Raw genomic sequence first — 14,563 nt, forward strand, 5'->3', positions numbered from 1 at the left:
AATTTCCTTATTCGGTACAAGCCGGATAGACGGTGCAGTCGCGTCCATCTGGCATTTTGAAAGGTTTAAAGTTTGTTTTATTGTCTCCGCAGAACGCGTAGGGATCTTCAAGACTGTCACCCATGCAGCGTTTCCAGCCAACTGGAAACTTCACCCAGTTATCACCCACGGCCGGTTTCTCCTCGCTTGAAATAGCGAAAACTACCTTAAGCGTCTTTCCCGCCAACTGAGCACGTTGCAAGGGACCTTTTGCCACTGAACCATTTGACTGTTCGGGAGTTGCCACCGATTTACACTTCAGAATTTTAACGATGTAACGGTCAGGCCCAACCGTGCGAAAAAGCCATTCGCACTGCTTCTGTAATACCATGGGGGAGGGAGAGGTATGACTGTCTGCAGTTCCATCCTGAAAGGCAATACCCGTGTAATCCCTGCCTAGATCGAGGCGGGCAGCTCCATATTTCGCGTCTACCTCATAGTCAAAACTATCAAGTACCAAAGGGCAACCACCTTCTTTGCTGCTCAGTGGGACTTCGAACTGCGCCGTTTGTGCACTGTTACTTAGCTCCTGTTCAAAGAACTTTAAACCTGGATAATTTCTGCCTTTTCGGGGAGCGACTGTGCAACTCTCTCCCATACGAGGCACATAGGAAGCTTCGCCTTTAATGCTGAATCCGGGTGGCAATTCGGTTACCAGCGTGAAGCTATCCTGTTGTGCGACTGAACATCCTGTAGCCCCGAGCGCCCCCAAGCCGATGGCCGTTGCTCGAACAAGTCCAGTGAAAAAGTCTCGAGAAAACATTTTATTGTCCTTGTTCAGTGCAGCTGGGATAGACGGTGCAATCACGCCCATCCGGCATTTTGAAAGGTTTGAAATCTGTTTTATTGCCATCGCAAAATGCGTAGGGATCCTCGAGGCTGTCACCCATGCAGCGTTTCCAGCCAGAGGGGAATTTCACCCAGGTGTCACCAACGGCCGGTTTTTCCTCGCGTGATATATCAAAAACTACTTTTATCGTCTTTCCCGCGAACTGAGCACGTTGCATGGGACCTTTAACATCTGAGTGATTTGCCTGATCCGGCGTTTCCACAGATTTACATTTCAGAATTTTTACAATGTAACGTTCAGGTCCAGCGGTGCGAAAGAACCATTGGCACTGCTTCTGCAATACCAAGACAGACGGAGGAACGGGACTGGCTGCATTTCCATCCCGGAACGAAATCCCTGTGTGGGCCCTACCTACATTCCGGAAGTCAGCACCATATTTGGCGTCAATCTCATAGGCGAAGGTGTCAAGCACCAAAGGACAGCCACCTTCCTTGCTCGTCAGCGGAACTTCGAAACGCGCCGTTTGTGCATCGTTACTCAGCTTCTGCTCAAAAAACTTCAAGCCCGGGTAGTTCCTGCCTTTCCGAGGAGGAACCATACAAGCCTCTCCCGTTCTAGGCACATAAGACGCCTCACCTTTAATGCTGAACCCCGGTGGCAATTCCGTCAGCAACGTAAAGCTGTCAGTAGACTTGATGGCCGAACAACCAGAAGCCGCCATTGCACCAGCAACAGCGAACAACCAAAGCATACATCCCGAAAAGGTCGCGTTAGACACCTCAACCTCACCCACGCTCTGACTGCCCTAATTGCGCATCAAACACCCGCTGACACCGCGCAAAATGTTGCTCCGGCGTCTCACCTGGCAGAGGCTGCCAAGCCATGTCGTCCGCGCACTTCGGATCAAGTCTCAGGCTGAGCATGAACTCACGCTGTTCCGGCGTGTTCCATTGCCAGGCCTCAAGCAGGTCCATCTGCTCTTCCAGCCATTCGCGGACATTGCGGGTTTCGGTGAGTTTGGCGGCGGCCTCGACGTGGTACACCAGCAACCAGCGTTTCAGGTTCTCGCGCAAGATGCTGCGCGTTCGCTCCGGTGAGTTTGGAATTCGCAACCATGGCGCGGGGTTTGGCACCGGATACATGCCGGGCCTGGCGTTGTCTGCGCTTTTCCACTGCTCCTCATCCCAATACAGCACGCTGCTGATCGGGCCTAACAGCAAGGGGCGTTCGGCCTCGCTCAGGTTGGCAAGGCAGCGAGCAATCACACGATTATCCTGAAAGCGGAACAACGAGCGTTCGCCGTCTTCCTCAATAACCATTCGGGCTTGCCAGTGTTGGGTCAGGCCGTCGAGGTCGGCTTTGTCCATGCTGCCGATCCAGCCCCAGTTGCGCTGTGGGTCGTCCAGCAGTTTGCGGAAGGCATCGGCGCCGGGATTGTGCAGTTCGGTCAGCCAAGGGCTGATGGCGGCGAACTCGGCGTATTGGGTGCGCCGATAGAGTTGCACCGAGCGCTGCATCAGGCCTGCGCTGTACAGCGAGGTGACGGGGTTCGGTTCGGCGAGGCTGTCGAGGGCCAGGATCAGGACGCGATTGAGTTTTGCCTGTTCGCCGAGCCAGTTGTTGAGTGCGTCGCTCATGCTGTTGCCCCCAAATCACATTTTCCTTCACGGCAGGCTTCGCAAATCGGGCAGCGGATATCACCGGCTGCCCGGGCCGCTTTGGCCATGGCCATTTGCACGGCGGCCGGGACGAGCAGGGCGCCGGCCTTGTCTTTGGCGGCAGCCCATGGGATTACCGGGTCGAGAATCTGGATTCCCGTACCGGCACCGGGAGCACCCCCGGAATTAACCTTCACCTCAGCCCCGCTAATCGTCACCCCACCCGCATCAATCTTCACAAAACTCCCGCCAGCCTTGGCCGTCAGCTCCATGCCACCCTCAACCACCACCTTCTCCCCGGCGTGGTAATGAATCTCCGTCCCGGCCTCGACAAACTGCGCCGTCCCCACTTTCACATGCCGGGTCACGCCGACGGTGAGGTGATCATCCGCCCGCGCTTCGGTCGTGCGGTCCAGATGGGTGAGGCGGTGCTCTTCCACCTTGAACTCGCTGAACGCGTTGGCTTCGACCGTGTCATGCCGTTCGTTGCCGATGCGGATTTTCTGGTCGTGCTCGATGTTTTCATCCCAGTCTCGCTGGGCGTGCAGGTAGATCTGTTCCGCGCCTTTCTTGTCTTCGATGCGAAACTCGTTGTAGCCCTTGCCGCCCGGTGAACTGAGGGTCTTGAAGGTGCTGCGGGTTTTGTTCGCCGGCAGGTCGTAGGGGACGACGTTTTCCTTGTGGTACAGGCAGCCGGTGATCAGCGGCTGGTCCGGGTCGCCTTCGAGGAAGGTCACGAGCACTTCCATGCCGATTCGCGGGATGGCGATGCCGCCGTAGGCGTTGCCGGCCCAGCCGGTGGCGACGCGCAGCCAGCAGCTGCTGGTGTCGTGGCCCTGGCCGTCGCGATCCCAGTGGAACTGCACTTTGACGCGGCCATATTCGTCGCAGTGAATTTCTTCACCCGCCGGGCCGGTGACGATGGCGGTCTGGCTGCCCAGCACTTTCGGTTTCGGGTGCTCCAGGGCGGGGCGGTAATGCGCGTCCCACGGCGTGGCGAGGAAGCGGTTGCGGTAGCCCTGGTGGAAGTCGTCCTTGTTATCAGTGACGTCGCTGGTGATGTTCTCGCCGAGCACTTGCGGCTGCTTGCCTTCGTGGACGATTTCCAGCAGCAGCCAGAGGTCGTTCCACTCGGCGCGCGGGTGTTCGCTCAAGGCCATGAAGTGGCCGCTGACCAGGGTCGGTTCGTCGCCTTTGCCTTCGGCCAGTTGGTAGTCGCTGCGATGGCGTTCCAGGGCACGGGTCGCCAGTTGCTTGCCGCGTGCGCGGTCGGTGAAGCGGCCGGGGTAGTCGTAGTCTTCGAGGTCCGGGGCGAACGCGCTTTTGGCCGCGCCCTCAGGCAGCAGGCGCGGTTTTTCGAAGTCGTAGTCGCGGCGGCTGACGCGGGTGGTACGGGTTTCCAGGCGCAGGTTAAAGCGCTTGATCACCGGTTTTTTGGCGGCCATGCCGGAGTCTTGCTGGTAGCTCACCGGCGCGAGTTTGCGGAACACCGTCTGGTCATCGCCGAACACCAATTTGTGGCCGCTGGCCGAGTGCTGGAAGTGGAAGTGAATGCCTTCCTCTTCGCACAGGCGCTGGATGAAGTGCAGGTCGGATTCGTCGTACTGCACGCAGTACACACGCTCGGGGTAGATGGCGCCGAGCTGGAAGCTGTAGGCGTCGGCCAGAATGCCCCGGGCTTCGAGAACCTGGGCGATGATCTTCGGTACGGTTAACTGCTGGAAAATCTGCTGGTCGTGGTTGTGTCGCAAATAGGCCAGTTGCGGCACCAGGCTGATGCTGTAGCGGGTCAGGCTCTTGCCGGAATCCCCTTGCTCGATGCGATAGACCAGGCCATGGATTTTGCCCTGGCCGGTGGCGCCAAAGGTCAGGCAACCGGGCTTGTGCAGCAGTTTTTCGAGTTTCAGGTCGGGGCGGGTGCTGACCAGTTCGATGTCGAAACAGAACGGCTGGTTGAGGGCTTCGCGACCGACGAAGCTGAGGACCTGCAGGTCGACGGAAACGCCTTCGAGTGTGAGGGAGATATGGATTGCGTTTGCGTCCAGCATGCCTTGAGTTCCGTCCTTTGAAAAAGCAGGGGCGGATGGTGCAGCATTAAAGTGCCATGATCAAGGTTGAAATGCCGTAGGTCCGGGGCCTGAGGGGTATCGGGCTTTCCCCTATAGCCGAGGTTTTGCGCAATGAATACAGGTATTTTTTTGAGGCGATTGGGGCCGTCACACCAAATAAAAGAAGGCCCCACGGGGTGGGGCCTTCCTTTATTACTCAGCCAGAAAACTCAAAGCGATTGCAAGGAAATGGTCGCGCTCTGGGAATCTTGCGGGCTGTCAGCATCCATCCACACCCATTGCGTGCCGTCGCCTTGCAGATTACTGGTGATGCTCTGAATCTGCGAGTAAACGATCTTGACGCTCCCAGCCGCACTGGCAGTAGGCCCAATGTTGGTAACCTGATTGGCAAGGAGGCCGTTTGAAGTCTCATTGACGACAAACACGGTCGCTTGCGCCTCACGGAACTGACAAGAGAGGAACTGTGTAATGGTGCTGGTGATCGTCAGGTTCATCCATTTGGATGGGGGTACCGCATAGTAACGGGAGTACTTGTTGAACGGATGCTGCTCACCATCGGCCGGTAGCGGATAATTGGTCAGCCCCGATGTGTTGGTCGGCATGCCGACACTTCCCAACCAGATTTCGACCTGGGAGCTACCGGCATTGCTGGGCAGTGAAACCGAAACGGTTTGAGTATCGGTGCCCGAGACAAAACCCAGCGATGCCAGACCTGCATTGGCCGTAGTGCCAGGCACCGTGATCGGTACGGGCGGCTGGCTATTGCTCCAGTTCACGGAGACAGTCGAGTTGTTGTCATTTTGAGCGGAGTTGTAGATAAAGATGCCATAAAGCTGGCCGGGGCTAAGTGCGGTACAGGTGGCTGTATCTCCTGCGGTTAGAGTAATGCGTTGCCCGCCGTTCCAGTTGATTTGGGCAGCTGAGATAGCGACACTTTCCATGTTGGAGTTCCTTTTCCTGTTGTGGGGTATAAGGATGGCCGCACAGCAATTTCCTTACCTGCGCTGTGCGTGGAAAGGATATTAGTTGAAGGCATGTAGCGGTCAAGTAACGGACTGGTTATTTTTATTGAGCGCACATTATCTTCAGTAGCCGCTGGATTGTCTCGGCGGAGATCCGTAGTGATCATCTATTTATTAATATAATTCAATAAGATAAGAGTCAGTTATGCATTCAGCGGTAGTGCTGCTTGAAGAAGCAGGAGTTTAAGGAGTTGATTTTTGGAATAGCTAAAATCAGGAAGTGCTATAACTGTGCTCTTAAGTTTAAAAGCTATAAAACTGTCAATATCCGTTTGTCTTTTATTTGGGTTTAGGACTCGTTACATATCTTTAATCGAAATAAAAATATATCAAAAAAATATTTAATCTCTACCGCAGGTCCTGAAACCAGCACCTGCGGCAGGGAGAAGGCATGAGGTCCGGATTTCAGCTCAACTGCTGCCGATACGGCAAATCCGGCCCTGTCTTACTGCACGTCAGCGCCGCTGCGCTCACCGCAAACCTGAGCATCCCGTTGATCTGTTCACGGCTCAGCTGCTGCAACCCTTCAACCGAATCCAGCTGCTGCTCGGTCAGCCAGGTAATCAGCGCCGCCTGGAAGGTATCTCCGGCACCCACAGTGTCCGCAATTTTCACCGAACAGGCCGGTACCGACCACGAACCGTGGGCACGGCTGAATACCGTTGCGCCTTCGCCGCCACGGGTCAGGAACACCAACTGACAGCGATATTCCAGCCAGCCTTCGATGACGCGCTGAGGATCTTGCTCGGGGTACAACAGACTCAAGTCTTCGTCGCTGACCTTGATCAGGTCGGCCAGCTCCACCAGCGTGGCAATCCGCGAGCGCCACAATTCGATGTTCGGCTCGGGATTGAGGCGAACGTTCGGGTCGAGGCTGATCAGGCGTTTGCCGCTTTCCCGTTGCACCAATGCCAGCAGGGTATCGGCAATCGGTTGCACCACCAGCGAAAACGAGCCGACGTGCAAACCGCGCACTTCAGGCCCAAGCGTCGGCAGATGCGCCAGGCTCAACTGCCGATCAGCGCAGCCTTCGCCACGAAAGCTGTAATGGGGCGAGCCGTTGGCACCGACCGCGACCATCGCCAAGGTGGTCGGCGCGGCAAAGTCCACGAGGTAGTCCGGGCGCACACCTTCATCCTGCAGCACTTGCTGCAAACGTCGGCCGAGGTAATCGGTCGACAGTCCGCCAAACAGCGCGGCGTCTACGCCCAAGCGGCGCAAACCTACGGCCACATTGAACGGCGAGCCGCCGGCAATCGCCTTGAAATTCACTTTGGATGCCAAGCCGCTGGCATCGTCTTCGCTGAAGAAATCGAACAGCGCTTCGCCACATACCAGATACATAGTTTCTCGCTCTTTAAAGGGTTGCGACATGCTGTCGATAGCGTTCATAGGCCTGCTGACAGGCCGCCACATTTTCTGCAATCGGTAAGGTTTCACTGGCCAGATCGAGCGTTACGCAACGCTCGCACAAGTCCGCCAGGCTGTCTTCGTGACCGTTTGCCCAGGACTTGCACCACGCCGCCTGAATCGCTGCGCCGAGGGCCGCGGCTTCACTTTGCTCGGTACAAATCACTGGCGTATTCATGATGTCAGCGACGATCTGTCGCCACACCGGGCTCTTCGAACCACCGCCGATCAGGCAGATGCGCAGGCTTTGTAAGCCATTCTGGCGAAGCAGGTCCAGCCCGTAACGCAAACCGAAGGTAGTGCCTTCTACCACGGCGCGGCACAGGTTGCCCCGGGTCAGGTTGGTCATGGTCAGCCCCAGCAGACTGCCGCTGGCATGGGGCAGGGCGGGGACGCGTTCGCCATTGAGGAACGGCAGCATGCACACGCCGTCGGCACCGATCGGCGCTTGCGCGACCAAGCCGTTGAACGCTTCGATATCCAGTTCGAACAACTCGCGAATCGCGCCGGTCGCGTTGGTCAGGTTCATCGTGCAGATCAGCGGCAGCCAACCACCGCTGGAAGAGCAAAACGTCGCGACCGAGGCGTCCGGGCTGACGTTCGCTTGCTCGGCATAGGCGTAAACCGTGCCCGAGGAACCAAGGCTCATGGTGATCGCGCCGGGCTTTATATTGCCGGTTCCGATCGCGCCCATCATGTTGTCGCCACCGCCGCTGGAGACCAGTGCTTGCGGGTTGATGCCCAGATGTTCGGCGATACTCGGCAGGATTGTGCCGACCGGTTGATGGGCATCGATCAGCTCCGGGAGCGCGGCTTGCAGGCGCCCGGTGGGGTCGATGTCGCGCAGCAGTTGCAAGTCCCATTGGCGGGTGCGCACGTTGAAATACCCGGTGCCCGAGGCATCACCATACTCGCTGCAACTGCGCCCGGTGAGCCAGTAGTTGAGGTAGTCATGGGGCAGCAAAATGCGGGCGATCCGGGCGAACACTTGCGGATGTTGTTCTTTGGTCCAGAGCAGTTTGGACACGGTGTAACCCGGCGCGATGACCACGCCGAGGCGTTCCAGGGAGCCTTTTTCGCCGCCCAGATGGGCGAGCAAGCGGTCGTTCTCCGGCGTGGACTCGGTGTCGCACCAGAGCTTGGCCGGGCGCAACACCTGGCCGCGATCGTCGAGCATCACCAGGCCATGCTGCTGGCCGGAAACACCGATGCCGAGGATGGCCTGACCGTCTACATTCGCTGCGAGCAATGCACGGTGGGTGGCCAGGGTAAAGGCTTCCAGCCATTGGGCGGTGTCTTGCTCGCGACGACCATTGGCGCCGCTGATGAGGCTGTGGGCAGCGGCGCCCTGACCGAGGACCTGGGCGCTGTGCGCGTCGAGGATCACGGCTTTGGTGCCTTGGGTGCCGCAATCGATGCCCAGGAATAGTTGTTGGTTTGCCATGGAAGATCCTTGGTGTGTCAGGTCGATCTCGGTGAACCCATTCGCGAGCAAGCCCGCTCCCACATTGGATTGTTGTCGAACACAAAATCTGTGTTCACTGAAGATCTACTGTGGGAGCGGGCTTGCTCGCGAAGACGGCAGCAGGTTCACCACCACTCTTACGCCAGCACCCGCTCCAACGTCCGTGTCACCCCAACATCGCGCAAGCTGTTACAGCACCACTCGAACGCAGCGACAAACTCCGGTGAGCGCGGTATCGCCGTCCCAAAAATTTCCTCCACTTCCAACAACCGCTGCGTGATCAACACATCATCGGCCACCAGTGCCTGACAGAACGCCGCCCGTGGATCCGCAATTGCATAGGTCTGGCCATTCTCATCCACGCCTTTGAGGTACAGCGCCCACGCCGCGACCACCAGCGCCGCACGCTTGGTTTCCTGGCCATCAGCAATCAAGCGATTGATCGTCGGCACGGTGAACTTCGGAAACTTCGACGAGCCGTCCGAACACACCCGCTCCAGTTGGTCGGCAATCGCCTGGTTGGAGAAGCGCGCCACCAGGGTGTTTTTGTACTCAGTCAGGTCAATGCCCGGCACCGCTGCCAGTTGCGGCGTCACGTCCAGGTCCATGTAGGCGCGCATGTAACGCACGAACAGCGGGTCGTTCATGGTTTCGTGAACGAAGCGGTAACCCTTCAAAAAGCCCAGGTAGGTCAAGGCCAGATGGCTGCCGTTGAGCAGTTTGATCTTCATCTCTTCGTAAGGCGTGACGTCATCGGTGAACTGCACGCCGACCTTTTCCCAGGCCGGGCGACCGTTGACGAATTTGTCTTCCAGCACCCATTGCACAAACGGTTCGCAGACCACCGGCCAAGCGTCATCCACTGCATGTTTGTCGGCCAGTTGCAGACGATGCTCGGTGCTGGTCATCGGCGTGATGCGGTCAACCATCGCATTAGGGAAACTGACATGGCGCTCGATCCAGTCGCGCAGATCGGCGTCGCGCAGGGCGGCGAACGCGAGCAGGGCTTTACGGGTTACGGCGCCGTTGTGCGGCAGGTTATCGCAAGACATCAGCGTGAACGCGGGCGTGCCGGCCGCACGACGTTTGGCCAGTGCGGCGCAGAGGAAACCGAATACAGTCTTTGGCGCGTTCGGGTGAGCCAGGTCGTGCTGGATTTGTGGCAGGTGCGCCATGAACTCGCCGTTGCTGTCGTCGATGCAATAGCCGCCTTCGGTGATGGTCAGCGAGACGATGCGGATCTCTGGATCGGCGAGTTTGTCGATCAGCACCTCGGCGCTGTCTTCGGCCAGCAGCATGTCGCGGATGGCGCCGATAACCCGCACTTCAGCGTCGTCGCTGTCGCCGAGTTCGAACAGGGTAAACAGATAATCCTGCTCTTTGAGATCGTCCCGGGCGCGGCGATCTTCAGCGCGCAGGCCGACCCCGCAAATGGCCCAGTCCAGCGCTTCGCCGGTATTCATCAAGGCATCGGTGTAGTACGCCTGATGCGCACGGTGGAAACCGCCGACGCCAATGTGCGCGATGCCTTGGCGGGTGTCGCTCAGGGTGTAGGCGGGCAGGGCCACCTCGGGGGCGAGGCGGTTGAGGTTCTGTTTATTCAGTTTCATCGCATGCTCTCGGATCAGGCTGCGGCGCGCAGTGGGCGGGTCAGCGCCACGCCGTCGGCATCGAATAAATGGCAGTGTTCGGCATCCAGGTGCAGGCTCAGGGTTTCGCCATAACGGCTGGCCAGATCGCCGCGAACACGCATGGTCAGCGCTTCGCCGGACGACGTCAGGACGTGGCAGAAAGTGTCGCTGCCCAGGCGTTCGCTAACGTCTGCCGTGACCTGCAAGGTGCAGTCGCCGGTTTGCGCGAGATTCAGATGCTCCGGGCGAATGCCCAGGGTCACCGCGCCGCCGACGCTGAGGTTGGCGCCGCTCAGCGGCAACGTGATGCGGGTGCCGGCGTCCAGCAGCACTTCGCAGCGCTGGCTTTCGACGCGGGTGACTTTGCCCTTGAGGAAGCCCATTTTCGGTGTGCCGAGGAAGCCTGCGACAAACAGGTTGGCCGGCTGGTGATACAGGTCCAGTGGCGAACCGACTTGCTCGATCTTGCCGCCATTGAGGACGACGACTTTGTCAGCCATGGTCATCGCTTCGACCTGGTCGTGGGTCACGTAGATCATCGTGGCTTGCAGTTCTTTGTGCAGGCGCAACAGTTCCAGGCGCATCTGCACCCGCAGGGCGGCGTCGAGGTTGGACAGCGGTTCATCGAACAGGAAAATTTTCGGGTTGCGCACGATCGCCCGCCCGATGGCCACGCGTTGACGCTGACCACCGGACAGTTGCTTGGGTTTGCGCTCCAGCATCGGCCCGAGTTCAAGGATGCGCGCCGCTTCGCCGACTTTTTTCTCGACTTCGGCTTTCGCTACACCGGCCAGGTCCAGCGCGAACGACATATTTTTGCGCACGCTCATATGCGGGTACAGGGCGTAAGTCTGGAACACCATCGCCAGGTCGCGTTTGGCCGGGCTGACTTCGGTGATGTCGCGGCCATCCAGTTCGATGGTGCCGCCGCTGACTTCTTCAAGGCCGGCGATCAGTCGCAGCAGGGTGGATTTACCACAGCCCGACGGGCCGACGAACACCACGAATTCCTTGTCATTCACTTCCAGGTCGATGCCTTTGATGATGGAAAAACCTTCGAAGCCTTTTTGCAGATTTTTGATTTTCAGGTTGGCCATGATGATGGGCCTCCAGGTGTTGTTATTCAGTTGAGCCGGACGGGCTTTTCTGTAGGAGCCAGGCTTGCCGGCGAAGGCGTCCATCAAACCGCCTTCGCCGGCAAGCCGTGCTCCTACAGGGATCGGATCGGATTCATTTCACGGCGCCGAACGACAGGCCGCGGACCAATTGTTTCTGGCTGATCCAGCCGAAGATCAGGATCGGCGCACAGGCCAGGGTCGACACCGCCGATAACTTGGCCCAGAACAAACCTTCGGGGCTTGAGTACGAGGCGATCAACGCGGTCAGTGGCGCGGCCTGGGACGAGGTCAGGTTCAGCGACCAGAACGCCTCGTTCCAGCACAGGATCAGCGACAGCAGAACCGTGGAAGCCAGGCCGCCCTTGGCGATCGGCAGCAACACCCGGACCATTTCCTGCCACAGCGTTGCGCCGTCCAGGCGTGCGGCTTCGAGGATGTCTTTGGGGATGTCTTTGAAGTAGGTGTAAATCATCCAGACCACGATCGGCAGGTTGATCAGCGTGTAAATCACGATCAGCGCGATGCGCGTGTCCAGCAGGCCGAAGCTCTTGGCCAGCAGGTAGATCGGCATCAACACGCCCACCGGCGGCAGCATCTTGGTCGAGAGCATCCACAACAGCGTGCCTTTGGTGCGCTGGGTTTCGTAGAACGCCATGGAGTAGGCCGCCGGCACCGCGATCAGCAGGCACAGGGCCGTGGCGCTGAAGGAAATCACCACCGAGTTCCAGGCAAAGCTGAAGTAGTCGCTGCGCTCGTTGATGTGCAGGTAGTTCTCCAGCGTCGGTGTGAAGATGAACTGTGGCGGCGTGGCGAACGCATCGATTTCGGTTTTGAAACTGGTCAGTACCATCCAGAAGATCGGGAAGAAAACCAGGATCGCAATGGCCCAGGCCAGGGTGCCCAGCAGCAGGCTTTGCAGACGACGGGATTGTTGAAGAGTCATGGCGCAGGCCTCAGGCTTTGTCTGTCAGGTTTTTGCCGATCATCCGCACCAGCACGATGGCGGCGACGTTGGCAATCAACACCGCGATCAAACCACCGGCGGACGCCATGCCGACGTCGAACTGCACCAGCGCCTGGTTGTAGATCAGATAGGCGAGGTTGGTCGAGGCATAACCGGGGCCACCGTTGGTGGTGGTGAAGATTTCGGCGAACACCGACAGCAGGAAGATGGTTTCGATCATCACCACCACTGCAATCGGCCGCGCCAGGTGCGGCAGGGTCAGGTGCCAGAAGATCGCGATGGGGCCGGCACCGTCCAGGCGCGCGGCTTCTTTCTGCTCCTGATCGAGGGACTGCATGGCGGTCATCAGAATCAGGATCGCGAAGGGCAGCCATTGCCACGAGACAATGATGATGATCGACAGCAGCGGGTAATGCGCGAGCCAGTCCACCGGCTGCGCGCCGAACAGCTTCCAGATGTAGGCGAGAATCCCCGAGACCGGGTGAAAGATCAGGTTCTTCCAGATCAGCGCACCGACGGTGGGCATGATGAAGAACGGCGAGATCAACATCACCCGCACGATGCCGCGACCGAGAAACTCACTGGCCTCCAGCAACGCACTGATCAATACGCCGAACACTATGCTGATCAGCAGCACGCTGCCCACCAGCAACAGGGTGTTGGTGGCGCCGGGTAGAAAGCCCGAATCACTCAGAAAGTAGCTGAAGTTCTCCAACCCCACGAACTGGTTTTCACCGGGGTAGAGCAGGTTGTAGCGGATCATTGAAAAATAGACGGTCATGCCCAGCGGCACGATCATCCACAGCAGCAACAGCGCCACCGAGGGGCTGACCAGAAACCAGCCTGGGTTGGTCAACCGGCTTTTACGCACCGGTTGGGCAATGTCCATGTGAGCTTTGACAGTTGAAATATTCATGGCGATAGAACCGATTAAGTGCGAAAGCAGGCATAGCGCAAAACCAGTAGGAGCGAGGCTTGCCCGCGAAGGCGATTTGTCTGACACACCGCTTTCGCGGGCAAGCCTCGCTCCTACAGGGGCCGGGATTACTTGGGATAACCGGCACGCTTCATCTCACGTTCGGTGGTTGACTGGGCGGCGGTCAAAGCCTGGTCGACCGTGGTCTGGCCGATCAGCGCTGCCGAGAACAGTTTGCCGACCTGGGTGCCCACGGCCTGGAACTCAGGAATGGTCACCAACTGGATGCCGACATAGGGCACGGGCTTGAGGGACGGTTTACTCGGGTCCGCAGCCTTCAGCGATTCCAGCGTCACCTTGGCGAACGGCGCGGCGCTCATATAGGCCTCGGTGTAAGTCGAAGTACGAGTGCCTGGCGGCACGTTGGCGATGCCGTCTTTTTCCGCGACCAACGCACCGTATTCCTTGGAAGTGGCCCAGGCGCTGAACGTTTTCGCCGCGTCCTTGGCCTTGGAACTGGTCGGAATGGCCAGCGCCCAGGAATACAACCAGGCCGAACCTTTGTCGGTGGTTTCATGCGGTGCGTAGGTGAAGCCGACGTGATCGCTGACCTTGCTTTGGGTCTTGTCGGTGACGAACGAGCCGGCGACGCTGGCATCGACCCAGATCGCACATTTGCCGCTGTTGAACAGCGCCAGGTTTTCGTTGAAGCCGTTGCTTGAGGCGCCCGGCGGGCCGGACTTCTTCATGGTGTCGACGTAGAAGTTCAGCGCGTTTTTCCATTCGGGGCCGATGAATTCCGGTTTCCACTGCTCATCGAACCAGCGTGCCCCGTAAGCATTGGCGACAGTGGTGATCAGTGCCATATTCTCGCCCCAGCCCGCCTTGCCGCGCAGGCAGATGCCGTACTGTTCTTTGTCTTTGTTGGTGAGTTTGCTGGCAAATTCGCTGATCTGGGTCCAGGTCGGGCGTTCGGGCATGGTCAGCCCGGCGTCCTTGAACAGGTCGGTGCGGTAATAGGTGATGGAGCTTTCCGCGTAGAACGGCAGGGCATAGAGCGTGCCCTTGACCGAGAGGCCTTCCCGGACTGAAGGGAACACGTCGTCGAGGGCGTAACTGGCCGGCAAGTCCTTCATCGGTTCCAGCCAGCCCTTGGCGCCCCAGAGTGCGGCTTCGTACATGCCGATGGTCAACACATCGAACTGCCCGCCCTGGGTGGCGATGTCGGTGGTCAGGCGTTGGCGCAGGACGTTCTCTTCGAGCACCACCCAATTGAGCTTGATGTCCGGATGCTCGGCCTCGAAGGTTTTCGAGAGTTTTTGCATGCGGATCATGTCGCTGTTGTTGACGGTGGCAATGGTCAGGGTCTGGGCGCCGAGGCTGACGCTACTGAGGGTCATGCAGGTGAGAGCAAGCAGAGCTTTTACAGAAGGTTGCATCGTGCACTCCTTTTCTGCACCCGGCGGGTTACAGAAGGACAG

General features: G+C 58.5%; 12 protein-coding genes. All 12 read right to left on the minus strand.

Features of this window, described 5'->3' with window-relative positions:
* Positions 1-7: 7 nt before the first annotated feature.
* The 12 genes from KW837_RS05715 to KW837_RS05770 all read right to left on the minus strand — a co-directional run bounded on the left by KW837_RS05715 (position 8) and on the right by KW837_RS05770 (position 14,521).
* Positions 8-892 (minus strand): hypothetical protein, encoded by an 885-nt coding sequence (locus KW837_RS05715; protein WP_256348535.1) that lies wholly within the window; start codon positions 890-892, stop codon positions 8-10.
* Positions 804-1,607, minus strand: coding sequence for a hypothetical protein (locus KW837_RS05720; RefSeq protein WP_218394836.1), 804 nt, complete (start codon positions 1,605-1,607; stop codon positions 804-806). The genes KW837_RS05715 and KW837_RS05720 overlap by 89 nt, the downstream gene beginning before the upstream one ends.
* Positions 1,608-1,614: 7 nt before the next feature.
* The gene (locus KW837_RS05725; protein ID WP_218394837.1) at positions 1,615-2,466 is read right to left on the minus strand and encodes a DUF4123 domain-containing protein; all 852 of its coding nucleotides are present in this window, start codon (positions 2,464-2,466) and stop codon (positions 1,615-1,617) included.
* The gene (locus KW837_RS05730) at positions 2,463-4,535 is read right to left on the minus strand and encodes a type VI secretion system tip protein VgrG (RefSeq protein WP_218394838.1); all 2,073 of its coding nucleotides are present in this window, start codon (positions 4,533-4,535) and stop codon (positions 2,463-2,465) included. The genes KW837_RS05725 and KW837_RS05730 overlap by 4 nt, the downstream gene beginning before the upstream one ends.
* A gap of 230 nt (positions 4,536-4,765) precedes the next feature.
* Positions 4,766-5,497, minus strand: coding sequence for a hypothetical protein (locus tag KW837_RS05735; RefSeq protein WP_218394839.1), 732 nt, complete (start codon positions 5,495-5,497; stop codon positions 4,766-4,768).
* A gap of 486 nt (positions 5,498-5,983) precedes the next feature.
* The gene (locus KW837_RS05740; RefSeq protein ID WP_218394840.1) at positions 5,984-6,922 is read right to left on the minus strand and encodes a carbohydrate kinase; all 939 of its coding nucleotides are present in this window, start codon (positions 6,920-6,922) and stop codon (positions 5,984-5,986) included.
* Positions 6,923-6,935: 13 nt separating this feature from the next.
* On the minus strand, positions 6,936-8,432 hold the full coding sequence (gene xylB, locus KW837_RS05745; RefSeq protein ID WP_218394841.1) for a xylulokinase: 1,497 nt from the start codon (positions 8,430-8,432) through the stop codon (positions 6,936-6,938).
* 158 nt (positions 8,433-8,590) lie between these two features.
* Positions 8,591-10,063: a mannitol dehydrogenase family protein gene (locus KW837_RS05750; RefSeq protein WP_218394842.1), complete on the minus strand. Its 1,473-nt coding sequence runs from the start codon at positions 10,061-10,063 to the stop codon at positions 8,591-8,593.
* 14 nt (positions 10,064-10,077) lie between these two features.
* Entirely contained in the window at positions 10,078-11,181 is a 1,104-nt protein-coding gene (locus tag KW837_RS05755; RefSeq protein ID WP_218395160.1) for an ABC transporter ATP-binding protein, read from the minus strand.
* Between the two features lie 133 nt (positions 11,182-11,314).
* Positions 11,315-12,145, minus strand: coding sequence for a carbohydrate ABC transporter permease (locus KW837_RS05760; RefSeq protein WP_192343026.1), 831 nt, complete (start codon positions 12,143-12,145; stop codon positions 11,315-11,317).
* Positions 12,146-12,155: 10 nt separating this feature from the next.
* On the minus strand, positions 12,156-13,082 hold the full coding sequence (locus KW837_RS05765) for a carbohydrate ABC transporter permease (protein WP_218394843.1): 927 nt from the start codon (positions 13,080-13,082) through the stop codon (positions 12,156-12,158).
* Positions 13,083-13,210: 128 nt separating this feature from the next.
* Positions 13,211-14,521 (minus strand): sugar ABC transporter substrate-binding protein, encoded by a 1,311-nt coding sequence (locus KW837_RS05770; RefSeq protein WP_218394844.1) that lies wholly within the window; start codon positions 14,519-14,521, stop codon positions 13,211-13,213.
* Between the last annotated feature and the right edge of the window lie 42 nt (positions 14,522-14,563).

The sequence above is a fragment of the Pseudomonas sp. PDM24 genome (assembly GCF_019218905.1).
Taxonomy (GTDB): Bacteria; Pseudomonadota; Gammaproteobacteria; order Pseudomonadales; family Pseudomonadaceae; genus Aquipseudomonas.